We start from the raw sequence: 17545 nt of genomic DNA, 5'->3' as shown, positions 1-17545 counted from the left end.
AAGCCCGCTTGATATGACGGGCTTTTTCAGTTTCAGATTTTATTTTAGTACACTATTTTTTTCGTGGCGATATTGCCGTTGGCCAATGTGATTTTTACAACCAGCGTCTGGTGGTTGAGTACAATGTCACGCGCAGAGAATTCGTTGGAGTTGAGCTGGCTGGCCTCAAAAACCTTTCTCCCCGCAATGTCGAATATGGTAATTGCCGACATGCTTTCTTTGTCTGATTTTATGGAAAGTAGGTTTTTATTCACAGCCATTTTGATATTATCTGACTCCATGATATCCATCCCCAAAATTCCATTGGTGTATCTTAAGACAAAGCGGCTGTCAAATGTACCCGCATCCGTATTGAATTGATAAGGCCCGGTTTTGAGGTCATGGATGACACCCAACTGCAAATCTTCGAGATAGATGTCCTGATTTTCAGCGAAAAACCCTTCAGTGCTGTCCAATGTTACAGTATAGTTGCCGGCATTGGTGACACGCATCCCCAAGGGGACCAAGTCGGTATCCGCAAAAGGCAATGCCCTGCCCTGTATCACAAGGTTTTTCTGATCGATCAAAGAATAGAAATTGATTTCATTGGCGGTAATGCTGTTTCCATCAAAAAGATTATCATAACCATTTGTGGCACCATCAACATAGGCTACGAGCATTTGCCTGAAAGCATGATTGTCATTGCTGAGGTTTAACCACAACTTGCCTTCATCGGAAACGGTTTGTACTTCATTGTTATTTCTGAAAAACTGCGTATTATCTGCAGTGGTACGTACACGCATATTATTGTTGAAAGTAACGTTGTAATCGGTCAGCAATACGGCAAAAAATCCCTGACCTGAAGCGATCTTTCCGGTGGGTTTCAGATCGTCAGTACCTGAGACATCCGTCGAGGCTTTTACGCCTGTCGCGCCTGAAAGATTCCATGTTGCATAATCGTTGGTGTTGTATTCCCCGCCAGCGTATGTTGTTGACGAAGTCCAGAAATAGAGCGTCCCTCCGATTTTTCCCAGATTGGCGGCATCAGTAATGAAAGAGGAAGCATAAATCGCCGAAGGATATGGATTTCCAAGCAATATGGAGTTTCCTGAAGATTGCGTGACACCGTTGTCATAGCTGTCGCCTGCAACAGTCACTACACCGTTATTAGGAGTGCCGTTGAATACAAAACTTTGGGTTGCCCCTTGCCCCGCAGCACTTATCCTGGTGATAAATCCACGTCCTGCAGTGGTTGCCGAGAGGCCATCCCAATGTCCGTCATAGTTGCCGTCCAGAGTCCATTCGTATGAAGTATCAAAACCGGAAGGCAGTTGAGAAATCACGTTCTCCTGTACAGGAGATCCCCAATACACATAATCGTTTTCTACCATGGCCCTGCTGATCCTGGTCGCTTTGATTTTACCGGTATCGGCGATGCCGTTATTGATTTGCACGAGATTGCCGTTATTCTTTACTTCAATCGCATCATCAATACTGTTTATAGCATTGGTGACAGTGAGTAATTTATTGGCATCGATTTGCAATGTACTGGCTGTAACCGATAGGTTATTTCCGATGAGTATCTCCGAAGAACCCGGAATGGTCTTCGTGCCTGTTCCTGAAACTTTTAAATTATAATAGGAAGGTGAAAATGCCGTGAGGCTTTGGTTAGCGCCTGCATAATCTATAGTTGATCCGGTTTCCAGCGTAATTGTTGGCGAATTTGCACTGTCGATTGCGGTAGCGGCAGCGCCACTGAAACCAGCGCTGTTAATCATACCAAAGGTGGCACCGTTTTTCACCGTAAAGGTAGTTCCTGACTGCAGCCTGAGGCCCGTTATCGTCGATGAAGTCGATACATTTGTGCCGTTAACAATCACATTGGCATAGTTAATCGGCGACCCCAGACGGATCACCGTAGCCGACGTTCCGTAAAATTCAATTGTTGAGCCGGAGCTTAACGTATAGGTTCCAGTGGCATCCGGCTTGCTACCACTACCACTGTTTTTGTACTGTGATGTGTTGGCCATCGTAAGGTTTGTTCCGCTGCCGCCCATGTTGTGGCTGGCGACATCCAATACAACATCATTTGCGACTGTGACGGTTCCGCTAATTGTGCTGATTGATGAGGAAACAGTTTTCGTTCCCGTATTGGAAAAAATCAGGTTCCTGTAGCTTCTCGAACCCCGGAGCGTTTGCGCACCCGCACCGTTAAGCTCAATAGTTCCACCGTTAAGCGTGTAAGCATTCGAGATGCCATCCAGACGCGGAATGACATCGCTGCCAGATGCTGAAAGTGCAGCGACCTGGTAGTAGGTATTGGATTCCATAGTCAACCCGCCCGTGCTTCCTGTAATATAAGAAGAACTCGTTTCGATCACCTGCCCTTTTTTGATGTTTAAAAGTCCTGGCGTGGTAATCGCAGTGGAATTTGTAAGCGACAATTGCAGGCTATCGGCATTAAGTTCACAAATGATTGTTTTACTGTTTGAAGCTGTGGTAATACCATCACCGGTAGCCTGATTTGCTTTTCCGATATAGTGGAATGTAGAGGAAGGTGCCGTATAGCTTCGCGTGTCGGTCTGCACATTTCCACTGCCTGACGCTGTTATCCCTGACGGGGAAGATATTTTCAAGGTCCCGCCTGAATTCAGTATAAATGAGGTTACGGCACTTGATGTGGTTTCAATAACATTTAAAGCCGTTGTTCCCGTAAACCCGAAATCCATTGTAGCACCGGATTCTACCGTAATTGACGAAGCATCGGCCAGTTTCCAGTCCTGGTTGATTGTTTGTACATTGGCACCGCTTTTTATAAAGAATTTGTACCGTAGCATATCATTGCTCGTGTTTACAACAAGATCCGAAGTTTGTGCAGCGGTACCCAAAAAGTTAAACGAAATATTGGCACTGTTAACGTTTGAATTGGTCATTTTACCCGCCAGTAATTTTTTGAGATTTCCTTTCAGGTTCACTTTTGTGGTGGCTCCCGAAGTAGTCCCCGCATCAATTACGAAGAACCCATTATTCACACTAAAATTTCCATCAACATTGAGGTTCATCACATTGCCCGCATTATTGGAAACATGAAACCTGAAATCCCCGGTGCCGTCTTTAGTATAATTGCCTTTTACGTTAAAGGTCAACGATCCGTTCCCTGTCTGTCCCTGGATGTTCCCACTCCCGGCAGTATACAAGTTTCCTCCTACGGTGAGGGTGGAAGTGTTTCCGGAATAAAAGTTGATGTTGTCGGTTTCTTCATTATATACTTCAAAATCCTTGTGCGTAAGATAGATGTTTGCATTCGCCGGAAACACCGTCCAGTTCCCTGCAAGGTCTCCTGATGCGATATCGATGGTAAGGTACCCGAACATTGCCGCGTTTCCGGCATAGGATGTGGTCGAAATACTCGTATTGGCATCAAAAAGTTTTTCGCTGTTCACCCATTTCGTAATATTGAACCATGAATCCTCATGGAAAATTTCCGTACCGTTCCAGATTCCAGCAGTGGAGTGGTTTGTCCAGGTGCCGTAAACTTCAACATAAGCATTGTTTTCCACTTCAAAAGTTGACGTCGGACTCCTTAAGAATGAGGAGCCGGAAATCCACATTTCAGCATTGGCCCTTACTATAAGACTCGAACTGCCCAGCATTTCAAACGCGCCACTGCAGTCAAAAATGCCTTTTTTTACTTCAAGTGTTTTTCCAGAGGCAATGGTAAGCCCGGGAGAATTGCTGGCGGCTGTGACCACGCTTGTGGATGTCGGCATGTCAATATAAATATTGTTGTAAGTGCCTCCTCCGGCAAAACTGATACTGGAACCACTGGTGATGTAGATGGTGCCAGGTTTTGTAACAAGCGCTTCAGGTCCTTCCGTAGCACTGCTTCCGGTCACATCAACCCAGGCGGAGCCATTATATTTTTGCCAGGGGCGTACGCCGCCTGAAGCCGAGGTCGAATTAAAGTAAACATTACCCGTGAAAGCAGGGTTTGTCCTGTAATCCCCTGTAGCGCCTACAATCGCACTAATTGTAAATGTCGATGAATCCACAGTATTGCCTGAAGCCAGACCTGTCGTGGCAGCGGTAAGGATTAATCCTGTCCCTGCAGCGGTATGGGTAAGCGAAGCAAATGCAGCCAAACCCGAAACGGCGGAAGCGCTTACAGGCGTTCCACTCAAAGTTCCTGTTGAAGTAATATTGATGGTACCCACATAATCCAGGTCGCGATTGCCATTTACATCAACTCCGGCTACAGTTACTGAAGGAGACATCGCTGAATTCACTGTTGTGGCCGATGGCTGCTGTACAAAAACGAGCCTGTCCGCTGTTACGGCAATCCTGTTCCTGTTCGAAGTGGTGCTGGACACGACACTCGTAAATGAACTAAAAAATGAGGATGTGCTGCTGCCCGCTACACTCACGTTCGCATTCGAAATCGTTACCTGGAATTGCGTATTATCCGTCACCGTTGAAAGGAAAGTTACCCTTAAGGTCAATCCCGCGGAACTGCCGTCGGCTGCCGTTACATTGGCTCCTGATAATCCGCTGAAGGTGATCGTTCCTGAGCCGGTATTTATTGTAGGCGAAGCATTTATCAGGGAATTTCCGCTGAAAAGCGCTGCAGATCGAATCATAGAAGTGTTCGTTACGTTAAAGGTGATGCCGCTCAGGATTGTAGGCAGGTTGTCCGCATCTGCGGAAGCGCCGCCATCACGTACGTCGAACTTGAGTAAATCGATGGAGTTTGAGGTGTTCGTAATGGCAGAAGCCTGGTAGTCTTTATAAGCAATATTTGAATTGTAAGTATAGCCTGCATTAGCGACCACATCACTCGCAACACTCGGCGTACCGATGCCAGTGATGGCAAATGTATAAGTACCTTCATCTGAATCGTTATTGGAAATGCTGACCGTAGCATTTTCGGCTGTGAAAGCACCTGAAGTATAGGTGATCTGGAATGTCAGCGAACCATTGGCCGGCACGCTTGCTGCGGAAGGTTGCGTGGTAACGGAAAAAGACGAAGAACCGCTCAGTTGTACCCGCGGCGTGCCGGATAAGTTTAATGCCGATGCGCCAGTATTTTTAATTGTAAAAGTACGCACGACTGTCCCCGCAAAAGCCACGCTGCCAAAATCAGTATGGTCTGCCGCCGATGGCGTACTGTCGCCATTGGTAATCGAAATGCTGTTGCCCAGCAAATCGATTTCAGGCGGCGATAAAGGGTTTCCCCCTGTAAAATGGTTTGTGGACGGCAATGTCGTCAGGCCTGTGACAGCAACGGTATTCGATGCCAAAGTGCTTCCCAGGGTCCAGCTTGTGCCGTCCCATCTTCCTGAATCGCACAAAGTCTCGGTACCGTTAATATCGGACGAAGAACCAATATATGTGCCCGTAAAATTATAAGTAGGAGACGAAATCCCGGAGGAACTGACAGCCCAATAACGTGTGATGTAATTTGTGGATGCCGTGTTGTTAGGATGCTTTGCGTCAACAAGCCTGATTCCGGCATAGGCACTGCTGAAGCTTCCGGCAGTGAAATTCAATGCAGCCGGAGCATATTCTGCAATCACGGTATTGTCGCCGATAGGGAAGGTAAAAGAGCCTGTTGTCGTGAAGGTTTTCCTGAATTCGCCGCTTCCGTCGGCAATGACGAAACTGTTTGAAGATCCGCCGCTTACCCCAGCCCCTGAAGCCAGTGTCATATTGAATGACGCCAGGTCAAGCAATCCATTGGTCAGTACCAAAGACGTATTGACGGCAAGGTCAGTTCCCAATACAGCACCCAAAGTACCGTTTTGACGTGTCATGGTCAAAGTGCCCAGCGTTTGCGAACCGGAAGTAAACCTTAAAGTCCCGATACTGCCCAATCCCAATAATGTCATGTTAGAAGCCGTACTTCCCTTGAACGTCCCCGATCCGCTGATACCGTTGTTTATTGAAGCATTTCCTAAAGTAAGCGTCCTGCCATTCAGGTCGAATACATCTGAAGCACTATTGAAGTTCAGCAAACTTCCGGTTGATGTCGGCGCAATCGTCATATCAGCTCCTGCAAGCTGTATTGTGGTGCTGCCCGTAGCAGGCTGGAAAAAGATGTAATTGAAAGTAGATGGCCTTCCGACGGGTGCTGTAACAGTCTGCGTACCATTTTTTATGAAGTAAACCGCGCGGTTATTGGCATTGAAATTATAGGTCCCTGTAAAACTGATGTTTCCACCCACTTTAAGATCGCCGCCACTGCTACCCGAAAGGTTCAACGTCGCCGCACCACCCTGCCCGAGGATCAGGTCGCCACCAATGGTTAAAGGTTGGGTCATCGCGCTGCTGCCGCTCATACGCAGTTCCGCACCGTCATCAATTGTCAGGGTTCCGGCCAATGCCCTTGCTATGCCTGAGCCGCTGTTTGCACCCAGATCAAGGATGGTGGTGTTGCTGATCTGTACATTGTTAGGAAACCCTTTGGTACTGCCAATGGTACCAACGCCGTTCGCATTCCATTCGTTGTAACGGCCATATACGCTGTTCGAACCATTGTACCAATATTTCAGTGTGGAACTGCTTCCGTAAATTGGTGCGTTACTGATTCCGCCATTGGCATTAAGCTGCAGCGTGCCGTTGATATAAGTATTTCCGCTACCGAAATCCATTGCGGCATTTGTAACATGTACCGTTATGGGATTTCCGAATGTCAGGCTGTCGGTACCGGTATTGTTGTAGCTGACGGTTTTATTGCCGTTAATGTTGACCTGCGCTGTTGCAGATGAAGTGATGCTGCGTGCACCGCCCGACACATAAAATCCTCCTCCGGAATTGTTTAACGTCAGGGAACGGCCGTTGAGGTCCAGCGTCCCGGCGTTGATGATTTGTACCCCGCTGCCCGAAGTGGTATTTATAGTCATATCGGTGCCGCTCAATTGAACACTGCCCGATGGTTTGTTGATAATGAAATAATCGAAATATACGGGGCTGCTTGATGCCGAAATCACCTGGCTGTTCGACAATACGAAAAACACGGCGCGGTTGTTGTTGATCAAACCGCCTGAGCCGCCATTTTGCGTTAGGTTCCCACCAAGGTAAAGATCGCCGGAAGTGCTGTTCAGCGTAAGCACAGATGAACCTGATGTTGAAATCGTAATATTCCCGGGAACCCCGCGTCCGCCCGCAAGCGTCACATTTGAAGTTTGCTGTATGGTCACATTGCCGGGAATTCCGGAGCCTACTGTGGGTGTGGTAGAAGCGCCGCCTGTCCATTCGTTGCCATTTCCGTAATTGCCGACATTGTTGTAAATCAAAGTTGATGATGCGCCACTGTATGTAGGCGATTGGTTGAAATAACCGCCAGCGTTAAGCTGCGTTGTGCCGCTTAAGGTCAGGGTGCTGCTGGTTAGTGTGACACCCGCCGCGGTGGCAAAAGTTCCTGTAACGGTACGGTTTGCCGAATTCATCGTAAGACCGCCCTGTAATACGTTTACGTTAAAAGGATTGCTTCCTGTTGACCAAAAAACATCACTATTATTGACACTATAGGATGAAGTACTGTTAAAGTTCAGGGTTGCCGAACTGCCGTAGGTAAAATTGGCACCCGTTGCCCATCCACCTGTATCAAACTGAAACGTTCCATTTACGGTTGTACTGGAGCCGGTGCAGGTAAATGTACCTGAAACAGAAAGCTTTCCACTGGTATTAATGGTTGTTGTTGTGCCTGAATTACGCGTTAAAGCACCTGCAGTAACATTGTGCGCAATAACTACATTGTCACCTGCTGTTGGTGCGATGCCACCCACCCACGTAGCACCTGTGGTCCATGGGCCATCCTGATTTGTGGTAAAGGCTCCTGTGCCTGTGACGGCAGTTATTGTACAGGAATTGCCGCTTGTTGTAGGGGTTGCGTTTAACACTCTGATCCTATAATAATAAGTAGTCGATGCAGAAAGCCCGCTAACGCCATAGGTAACAACATTTCCAACATTGAGATCGGAGTATCCTGAAACTAATGCAGAGAAGTCTGAAGCAGTGGACACATCCAGCCTGTAAGAACTAGCTCCTGTGACAGCGCTCCAGTTAGCAATAAATCCACTGCCGGATATACTTGTGGCGGCTGAAGAAACAGGGCCTCTGAGGAAATTAATGAAATTGGTGTTATTAGTATTGTTTCCACTTCCTAACGTATAAGTGGTTCCTACGGTTACGCCAGAAGTTCCAAGATTGAAATCTCCAATAACGCTTGAAGCATTGTCAACTACTGCATAATTGCTAGCGGTTGATGTCGTTCCGATTTTAGTTCCAGTTGAAATATTTGTCCATTGTGTACCTGCTGTACCAGCTCTTAATGTATGAATGTTATTGGCAGTACCGCTTTGGGTTCCGCTTTTAATCATTACCATATCATTAGTGCTAATGTCAAATGAACCTGACCCAGTTGTAAAATAAGTAGTATTAGAAAGTCCGATATCCAGATTGAAATCACTGCAGCTTACAGTTACATCAGTTGCGGCACTGGAACCTTGGCGCAAAATTATAAGAGTTCCTGCTCTCATACTGCTCCACAATGCGTTGGTGGTGAATTGAAAACCTCCTCCGCTATCGTTGGCATTACTTCCGGAAAAATCTTTGAGCCACAATCCACGCATATCCGTATTATCAGCAACTATAAGGAGTTCGATTATATCGGTGGTACCTCCCGAGTTAAAATATTTATTAACGACAACACTTTGCGCAGATAGTTTTGTTAAGCATACAATGCTTAGAAGTAAAAAATAAAAAACCTTCATTCTCATAAAATAATCATTTGGGGAGCAATGTTAACCCGGCATGATCATCTGATAATGTATCGGTTGAGTCAATTTGGGGGGAGTAAATTTAGAGACAAACATTTCATTAATCAGCATTGGTTTTTAACTAATTTTTAACTTCTCGTTGAACTGCTTTTTTTGTCGCTTAAGTGCACGAAAACGGGTAGAAATTCATTGTGAATTAAACACTTAAACTAAAACGTACCGACAATTACGCTGATCATTATTACCGCATTGTTCGAAGAACTTTAAATTATTGTAAATACAATTGTCATCTTTTATAACGAACCGATGATTGCTTTTAGCTGTACCGTATGGTATTGGCATTTGTTATTTCCGATGGTGCCTATCGTTAATGTGTGGTTATAGGTATTCTTTATTATTTTTGTTTGCATGTACACCAATCCGATTTTAACCGAAGCCATTAAGAAACTCGAACGCTTTTGCGCCTACCAGGAGCGTTGCCATCAGGAGGTGCTGGAAAAATTGTACTCCTTTCGGTTTACTGAGGAAGAAAAAGACCATGTTGTCGTGCATCTTCTGGAGCATGATTTTCTCAATGAAGAGCGTTTCGCAAGGAGTTTTGCGCGGGGCAAGCACAGGATTAAGGGTTGGGGAACAAACCGCATTGTCATGGAGCTCAAATTGCGCGGCATTACGAAATTCAATATTGATACCGCATTAAGCGAAATAACCGAAGCAGAATACCATGAAACATTTGAAAGACTTTCCGAGAAACAATGGCAGCTTATTTCTGAAAAAAACCAGTTAAAGAAGCGGAAAAAGTTCTGTGACTTTTTACTCAGGAAAGGGTTTGAAAGCGACCTGATTTATGCCAGAGCGAAGGAATTGGAGCAAAATTCCTTTTAACAAGCAATCCCTTAAATTTCAATATTTTACAGTAAAAAACCTCAAATTCAGCGAAATCGATTTCGTAAACAATGTATTACAACGGATTTATCAGTCTATTGGTCGAATATATTGAAATTTTCACACTTTATTTAAAACAATTAACATCTTCAGCGGATATTTTTGCGTAATTAAAAAAGCTTACCTACAAAGCAGAAATGTCCCAATGAAAAAATACTTACTGTTCTTACTTATCCCCATTGTTGGTTTTTCCCAAATCAACGGTAGCAAAAAAATCGGAAGCACCACCACAGATGGTGCACAATACTTAACGCTTGCAACAGCGATTGCGTACGTTAATACCGTCGGGATCAACGGTGCCACCACGTTCCTGATTGATGAGAATCAATCCGTAGCATCCGCATTAATCATCAACCAATATGCCGGAAGTGCTGCAAACACACTGACCATTAAGCCTAATACCGGCAAAAACATTACGATTTCCGGCTCGGTATCGGACGGTGCCGTATTCCAGTTGAATGGCGCCGACAACATCATCATCGATGGAAATAATGGCACAAGCGACAAGCAACTCACTATTTATAATACATTCAATACCGCTGATTCCTATACAAACAGGCTGGGTATCTGGCTGTACAATACGGCAAACAGTAACAAGTTCAGGAACCTGAATATCCAGCTCAACATGCTCAACACAAGCATCGGCACATTTTCTGCTGGGGTTTATGCAGGTTCCGGCAGTATCGGAAGTGCCGCAAATAACTCCACAAACGAAGTAACCAATGTCACCTTTACCAACGTCAAGCAAGGTGTCTATGTAAACGGAAGCAATTCTTCCAATACAAACTGGATTATCAGCAACAATACATTGGGATCTGCTTCGGATGCATCGAAGCCGCTCGTAGGTTTTTACCTCAATAACGTGGCTACTTATACGATTTCAAATAACAGTATCGACGGTTTGAAAAAGCCAGGAACCAATGGTACACACACCTACTCCGGCGCAGCCATTTATGTTGAAGGTTCGGGTTCATCGGGCGGTACAATTTCAGGAAATACGATCAAGAATATCGAAAACACCAGTGGGAGCGGAATCTGCTTCGGTATCAACATTGTGGGCTCCTCTGCAAATACATCCGTGAGTACCTCCATCAGCGGGAATACGATCAGTACGATGAATTCCACTTCAACCAGCGACACTTCATTTGGCGGAATTCATGCAGTGGGTAAAAACATTACCATCAGCGGCAATAAAATTTACAGCCTTACGACGGCACAGGCAAAACTGGTCAACGGGATTTATATCAATGGCGACAGCGCCCTGATTTATAACAATATGATTGGGAATATTTCATCTGCCGGTGGCGGTAGTCCTGATTCACAAAGTGGCTATGGCATTTATATTGCCGGTGGTGCTTCAGTAAGCTTGTATTTCAATACCGTGAGGCTCGAAACAACACAGTCGACGGGTGCTTCGGCCTGTCTTTTCATCGCTGCAGGCTCGGCATTGGACATCCGTGACAATATTTTTGTGAATGCACAGGCTTCCGGTTCTTCAAGATTTTGTGTGTATGTGGCTGATGCAGCGGCAAGCACTTCTAATTTTACAAATATCAATTACAATGATTATTTTTCCACACAATACATCGGTACTTTTGGTTCATTCTACACCAGCGGGAACCTAAAAAGTACGCTTGCCCAATGGAAAGCCGTGACTACGAAAGATGCTCAGTCCATTAATGTTTCACCTGCTTTTACATCAGCGACAGACCTTCACCTGAGTAGTGTGCAGGCTTTATTAAATGTAGGGACAGCTATCACCGGAATTACCACAGATATTGACGGCGACACCAGGAACACCACCCCCACAATCGGAGCCGATGAGTATACTTCATGCTCGGGCGGAACTACCACCTGGAACGGAAATTCCTGGAGCAATGGTGCGCCTACCATTACTACGAAAGTCAACATCAGCGGAAATTACAACACAGCAACCAATGGCGGTATTGTAGCCTGCGAGCTCAAGGTCAACAATAACAATACGCTGACAATCACTGCCGGAAAAGTAGTTGAAATCCAAAATGACCTTACCATCAACGGAAGTATTGTCATTCAGGACAAAGGCGCATTGGTGCAAAATAGTGATACTGCTGCAGTAAGCGGGAATATCTCCATGACGCGCACGACAACCTCAGTGAAGCCGTATGATTATACGTATTTCAGCTCGCCTGTAACCTCGACTACGCTGGCTGCTGCAATTCCTGCCGCGATAGACTATAATTTTTATTTCAATCCGAATATTTACAATTGGTCAGCCCAGGGTACGGACACAACGCTAACCCCAGGAAAAGGCTATATTGTAAGGGCGCCTGAAACACTTGTATTTAACCCTACGGCAACCTTCAATGCCGTATTTGCAGGGGTTCCCAATAATGGGGTTGTCAATGCATCGGTAACAAAAACGGCAGCCTGTCCTTACAACCTTGTTGGAAATCCTTATCCGTCCGCTATTGATGCCGACTTATTCCTGAATAATGCCACGAACGCTTCGAAAACTACCGGAATAATTTACCTGTGGACACATAATACTGCCATCAGCGCCAATAATCCTGGCAGTGAAACCTATAATTACCTGCAGAACGATTATGCAAAGTACAATAAGACGGGATCTGTAGGAAATGCAGCACTTTCCGGAGGCGTGACCCCTACCGGTAAAATAGCAGCAGGGCAAGGCTTCTTCGTCGAATTGACAGGGTCCAATGCTACTTCGAATATCGTATTTAACAATAGCATGCGTGTAAAAACAGATAATGCTAATGGCAACTTCTTCCGAACAGCCACACAGGGAGTAACCGGAGATGAGGTTGAAAAGCACCGCATATGGATCAGTATCAGCAATGCCGGAGGTGCTTATGATGAGACCTTGCTTGGGTATGTTACAGGCGCTACGAACGACATGGATTACGGATACGATGGCAGGACATTTGATGCCGGAAATTATGTTATGATTTATTCCATACTGGATGGCGAAAAATTATGCATCCAGGGCCGCGACGTGAATTTCGATCAGCATGATATTATCCCGCTGGGATTCAAGACCTCCCTTACAGATCCCTTAACGATCGACCTTTCCAGGTTTGACGGGCTTTTTGACGGGCAGGATGTATATCTTCTGGACAAGTCAAACGATACGCTCACCAACCTGAAAGAAGGCGGGTATACCTTTACGCCAACTGAAACCGGCACATTTGAAGATCGTTTTGAGCTTCACTTCACCAGCGCGCCACTCGGAGTTGAGCATCCTGTAACCGATAAGAACAGCATTCAGGTCATAACAAATCAGGCACAATTGCAATTATTGTCTGCAACAGATGAAATCATGGCTGTAACCGTTTATGACCTGCTTGGGAAAATCATTTATCAAAATAATAAGGTAAACAATCTTGATTTTACCGCAACCGGTATTACAGCAAGAAATCAGGCTTTAATAGTAAAAGTAAAAACCGCCACTGCCGAAATCACGAAAAAGGTAATGATGAAGTAATTCCTCAGTACAAGGTTTTTACCATAAAATAAAAAAGGCGCTCCATCAAAGGGCGCTTTTTTAACTTTGCTACTTTGCTACTTTGCTACTTTCTCCAAAACCACACTCACTGCATTTCCGCCAAATCCTACAGCATTTACCAATACTTTCCTGATGGGCCTGCTTTGTTCCTGCGCTTTCGCAAAAGGTACCCCGATGAAAGTATCGAGTTCCATCATCAGCAACGCCAGTTCTACACTTAGCATTCCCGATGCCCCGAAAGTATGGCCGGTTTTCCACTTTGTTGTCGTTAACAGCGGAAGATTTTCCCCAAAAACCTTCTGTATCGCCTTATATTCGGTGATGTCCCCTTTAATCGTTCCGGGCGCATGCATCACAATCGCATCAATACTGTCAGGGCTGTTTTCACCTAAGGCCATTCTCATCGACTTCTGGAAACATTCCGCTTCCGCTGTAATGGATACATTATGCTCCAGCAATTCCGTCGCATACCCGATTCCTGCAATTGTCGCCAAAGCATTGTCAGGCGTTCCGGTTTCGAGGCAGCAAACCGCCGCACCTTCGCCTAAAATCAGCGTGTTCTGTTTTTTTTCAAGATCCAATGCCAGGCACGGAAAATCACCAGTGCCTTTCGAATAAATCTTCATCGCCTGCATCTGCGCAATCGTAAAGGGGGTCAAGGGCGCCTCACTGCCACCCACTAAAAATTTATCTGCCAAACCCGATTGCAGCCATGCATAGCCGTTCAATAAGGCATGCAACGCCGTTGAACATGTAATCGAATGGGAGACTTCCGGGCCATCACTCTGCAAATCATGCGCTACCCACGACGAAATGTTTCCCAAAGTCGTCACTGGCGAAGTCAGTACGTTCGCTTTGCCGTTTTCTAAATATTCCTGGAAATGTTTTTCAAATAAGGCCGTAGCGCCGCGGGACGACCCGATATTGATCCCAAAGATATCATCTGAAGTCCAACCTGCCTTTTTAACGGCCTCGCGTGACACGGCAATCGCGTATAAAACCGAGTCGTCCAGCGATTTATACTTTTGGTCCGACTGCCTTAACTGGTTTATTTTTGCTGCCGCTTCCGCAGATAACGCTCCTACGGGAACCATTTGCGCACCGATGTCTTTTACGGAAAAGAAATACTTTCCGTTCCCATAATGCTGACGGATGGTTTGCGGCTCAAAACCCAATGGGGATAAGGAAGCGATGGAAGTAATGGAAATGGTTTTCGGCAAAGTATGGTTTGTTGACTGTTGCCGCAAAATTACACTATTTCCAAAGCCTGTTCAACGATTTGGTACACTTTTTCCAACTGCGCATCGCTGATGATGTACGGCGGAAGGATGTACACGATATTGCCCACAGGGCGCAGGATTACACCATTTTCAATAAAGAAATCGTACAATGTATTGCGCATCGTGCCATAATAACTTTCCTGGTTTTCAATCTTGATTTCCAAGGCAAAAATCACTCCTAAAACCCTTGTTACGGCCACTCTGGGATGATCCTGGATCCGTTGCCGGAATTCAAGATGCCTTTTATTCACGCGGATGATATTTTCCTGCATCGCCTCAGTTTGCAGCAATTCCAAACTCGCCAACGCTGCCGCACAGCCCGTCGGGTTTGCGGTAAAGGTATGTCCGTGAAACAACGCTTTGTTGATGTCCTCGCTGTAAAATCCATCAAACAATTCCTGCGTGAAAGTCGTGATGGCCATCGGGATGGTGCCGCCGGTCAACGCTTTCGAAAGGCAGACCGCATCGGGTTGCTGTTTTAAATAATCACAGGCAAAATTCTTACCGGTCTTTCCAAAGCCCGTCATCACTTCGTCGGCAATTGTGATAATTTTATTTTCACGGCATATTTTCAATAATTCATCCAACGCTTCCGGCGCATACATCACCATTCCGGCAGCACCCTGCACCAATGGTTCGAATATAAATCCGGCTACATTGTGATTTTTGATGTGTCTGCGTAAAGCGCTGAAACTGGCTTCCTCATTGCCTTCCGTCGGCAGCGGAATCCGCACCACATCAATAAACATGCCCTCAAATGCCTGTGTGTAAAACGAAATGCCGCTCGCGGCCATCGCCGCAAACGTGTCGCCGTGGAATGCATTTTCAAATGCAATGATGGTCGTGCGCTTTTCCCCTTTATTGTAAAAATATTGCAAAGCGACTTTAATCGCCACTTCCACTGCGGTGGAACCGTTGTCAGAAAAGAATATTTTTTGCTGGTTTGACGGAAGGATTTCCATCAGTTTTTCTGCCAGCAACACTGCCGGTTCGTGGGTAAATCCCCCAAAAAGCACATGCTCGAGCGTGGTCAATTGTTTGTAGATTGCATCGGCAATAAATCTGTTCGAATGCCCAAAAGGATTGACCCACCACGAAGCAATCGCATCAATGAATTCTTTGCCGTTTTCATCCCAAAGCAACGCAGCTTCGCCTTTGGAAATGGCTATGGGCGTGGCGGCGGTTTTGTGCTGTGTGTATGGATGCCATAGGTATTGCTGGTCTTTTTCCGTCAGGCTCATAACGATAATATTTTTTCACGGAACCTGTCCGCATAATCCAAAATCACATTTTTGTCAAAATACGGCTCGTTTTCAATCCGGCCGATTATTTGCACCCTGGTTTTACTGAGAATGATGCTTTCCGTAGACGGATTCTCATCACCATTGAAAATAATCCCGGCGATATTGATTTTTCGGTGCTGCAATGCTTCAATTGTCAGTAATGTATGATTGATGCTGCCCAGATAATGCCTTGAAACCACAATCACTTTATAATCGGGTCTGATTAAATCAGCCACGGTATCTTTTTCATTCAATGGCACAAAAATCCCACCCGCACCTTCAATGATTAAATGATTGTTGGTTTTTGGTTCATTGATATTCTTTAAATCAATGCTGATATTGTCAATTTCAGCAGCCAGATGTGGGCTCGCAGGTGTTTTCAAGGCATAACTGTTGTCGAAAAAAACGGATTTCGAATTTGAAACCAGTGATTTTACTTTATGGCTGTCGGAATGTTCCAGATCGCCGGCCTGTATCGGTTTCCAGTAATCGGCTTCGAGCGCTTCGGTGATAATGGCCGAAGCAATGGTTTTGCCCACGTCGGTGGAAATGCCTGTGATGAATAATTTCATAAAAGTTACAAAGTGGTAAAGTTACAAAGTTGCAGACTAGCAAAGCATTTATGCCAACGTAAATTGAGCAATACTTTGAAGCAATTGCGAAATTTCCGCCTCAGAATTGTAGCTGTGCAGGCAAATCCGCAGGCGTTCCTGACCGGTTGGAACGGTAGGCGATAGGATGGCTTTTACATCAAATCCGTTTTGCTGCAATTGTATGGCGATGCTTTTTACCTTTTCATTTCCAGGAACTACAGCGCATTGTATCGTCGATTTGCTGTATACGAACAACGGTTTTAATCCCAGCAGATTTTTGGTTTGATTGAAATGGATAATGTTTTTTTTGAGCTGCTCCAAAGCATCTTTCCGCTGCTGCAGATGCTGGTACGAGATGAGAATTGTAGCCAAGGCATGCGGTGAAAGCCCGGTAGTGTAAATAAAACTGCGGGCAAAATTGACTAAATAATCTTTAAGTTCCTCCGAACCGATGATGGCTGCACCGTGGCAGCCCAATCCTTTGCCGAAAGTCATAATGCGTGCGAAAACTTTGTGCTGCAATTGGAGTTCCTGGATCATTCCGGAGCCTTCAGTATTACCAAAAACACCCAGTGCATGCGCTTCATCTATGACCAGAAAAGCTTGATGTTTTTCGCAAATGCAAACGAATCGTTCCAGTGGCGGCGTGTCGCCATCCATCGAGAAAACGCTTTCGGTGGCAACATACACTTTCGTATTTTCAGATTGATGGCGTACTATTAATTCCTCGAGATTTTCCGGATCATTGTGTGCGAATTTATAAGACTTTGCATTGGACAGCCGGATGCCGTCGCGAATCGAAGCATGGCACAACTCATCATATAGGATGACATCGTCTTTTTGCGGCAGCGAACTGAAAAAACCTACATTGGCATCATAACCGGAATTGAAAATGAGTGCGGTTTCGGACTCATGGAAGTCGGCAATGTACTCTTCAGTGATCTCGTAAAGTGGATGGTTTCCTGAAATCAATCGGGAACCGGTTGCCCCATTTTGCGTAAAATGATTGCTTACCAAATACTCATGCGTTTCCGAAAAAATGGCTTCGGATTTTGAAAAACCGAGATAATCGTTTGAGGCAAGATCAATAAGGCCGTTTGGCTGCGGCAATTGCCGGAACGCGTTTTGCTGGCGGCGGATTTCGAGTTTCTGGGCAAGCTTTTCAGGGAATTTCATGTTGGCA

General features: G+C 45.5%; 7 protein-coding genes. 2 read left to right on the top strand and 5 right to left on the bottom strand.

Annotated elements, in window-relative coordinates:
• Positions 1-44: 44 nt before the first annotated feature.
• Positions 45-8756, bottom strand: a complete 8712-nt coding sequence (locus HYN49_RS02460; protein ID WP_146185035.1) for a T9SS sorting signal type C domain-containing protein — start codon at positions 8754-8756, stop codon at positions 45-47.
• Between the two features lie 408 nt (positions 8757-9164).
• On the opposite strand from HYN49_RS02460, the gene HYN49_RS02455 reads away from it, so the two are divergent.
• Together HYN49_RS02455 and HYN49_RS02450 are read left to right on the top strand one after the other, a co-directional pair.
• On the top strand, positions 9165-9641 hold the full coding sequence (locus HYN49_RS02455; protein WP_108902639.1) for a regulatory protein RecX: 477 nt from the start codon (positions 9165-9167) through the stop codon (positions 9639-9641).
• A gap of 205 nt (positions 9642-9846) precedes the next feature.
• Positions 9847-13185, top strand: a complete 3339-nt coding sequence (locus HYN49_RS02450; protein ID WP_108902638.1) for a hypothetical protein — start codon at positions 9847-9849, stop codon at positions 13183-13185.
• Between the two features lie 77 nt (positions 13186-13262).
• Here the strand turns inward: HYN49_RS02450 and HYN49_RS02445 are convergent, their stop codons facing one another.
• The 4 genes from HYN49_RS02445 to HYN49_RS02430 are packed head-to-tail and all read right to left on the bottom strand — an operon-like array spanning position 13263 to position 17538.
• Entirely contained in the window at positions 13263-14426 is a 1164-nt protein-coding gene (locus HYN49_RS02445) for a beta-ketoacyl synthase N-terminal-like domain-containing protein (protein WP_108902637.1), read from the bottom strand.
• 29 nt (positions 14427-14455) lie between these two features.
• Positions 14456-15727 (bottom strand): adenosylmethionine--8-amino-7-oxononanoate transaminase, encoded by a 1272-nt coding sequence (gene bioA, locus HYN49_RS02440; protein ID WP_108902636.1) that lies wholly within the window; start codon positions 15725-15727, stop codon positions 14456-14458.
• A complete protein-coding gene (bioD, locus tag HYN49_RS02435) occupies positions 15724-16341 on the bottom strand; it encodes a dethiobiotin synthase (protein ID WP_108902635.1) in 618 nt (205 codons plus the stop codon). Before bioD ends, bioA begins: the two co-directional genes overlap by 4 nt.
• Positions 16342-16389: 48 nt before the next feature.
• A complete protein-coding gene (locus HYN49_RS02430; protein WP_108902634.1) occupies positions 16390-17538 on the bottom strand; it encodes an aminotransferase class I/II-fold pyridoxal phosphate-dependent enzyme in 1149 nt (382 codons plus the stop codon).
• Between the last annotated feature and the right edge of the window lie 7 nt (positions 17539-17545).

The organism is Flavobacterium pallidum (genome assembly GCF_003097535.1).
Lineage (GTDB): Bacteria > Bacteroidota > Bacteroidia > Flavobacteriales > Flavobacteriaceae > Flavobacterium > Flavobacterium pallidum.
This window is presented reverse-complemented; position numbering and strand designations above follow the sequence as displayed.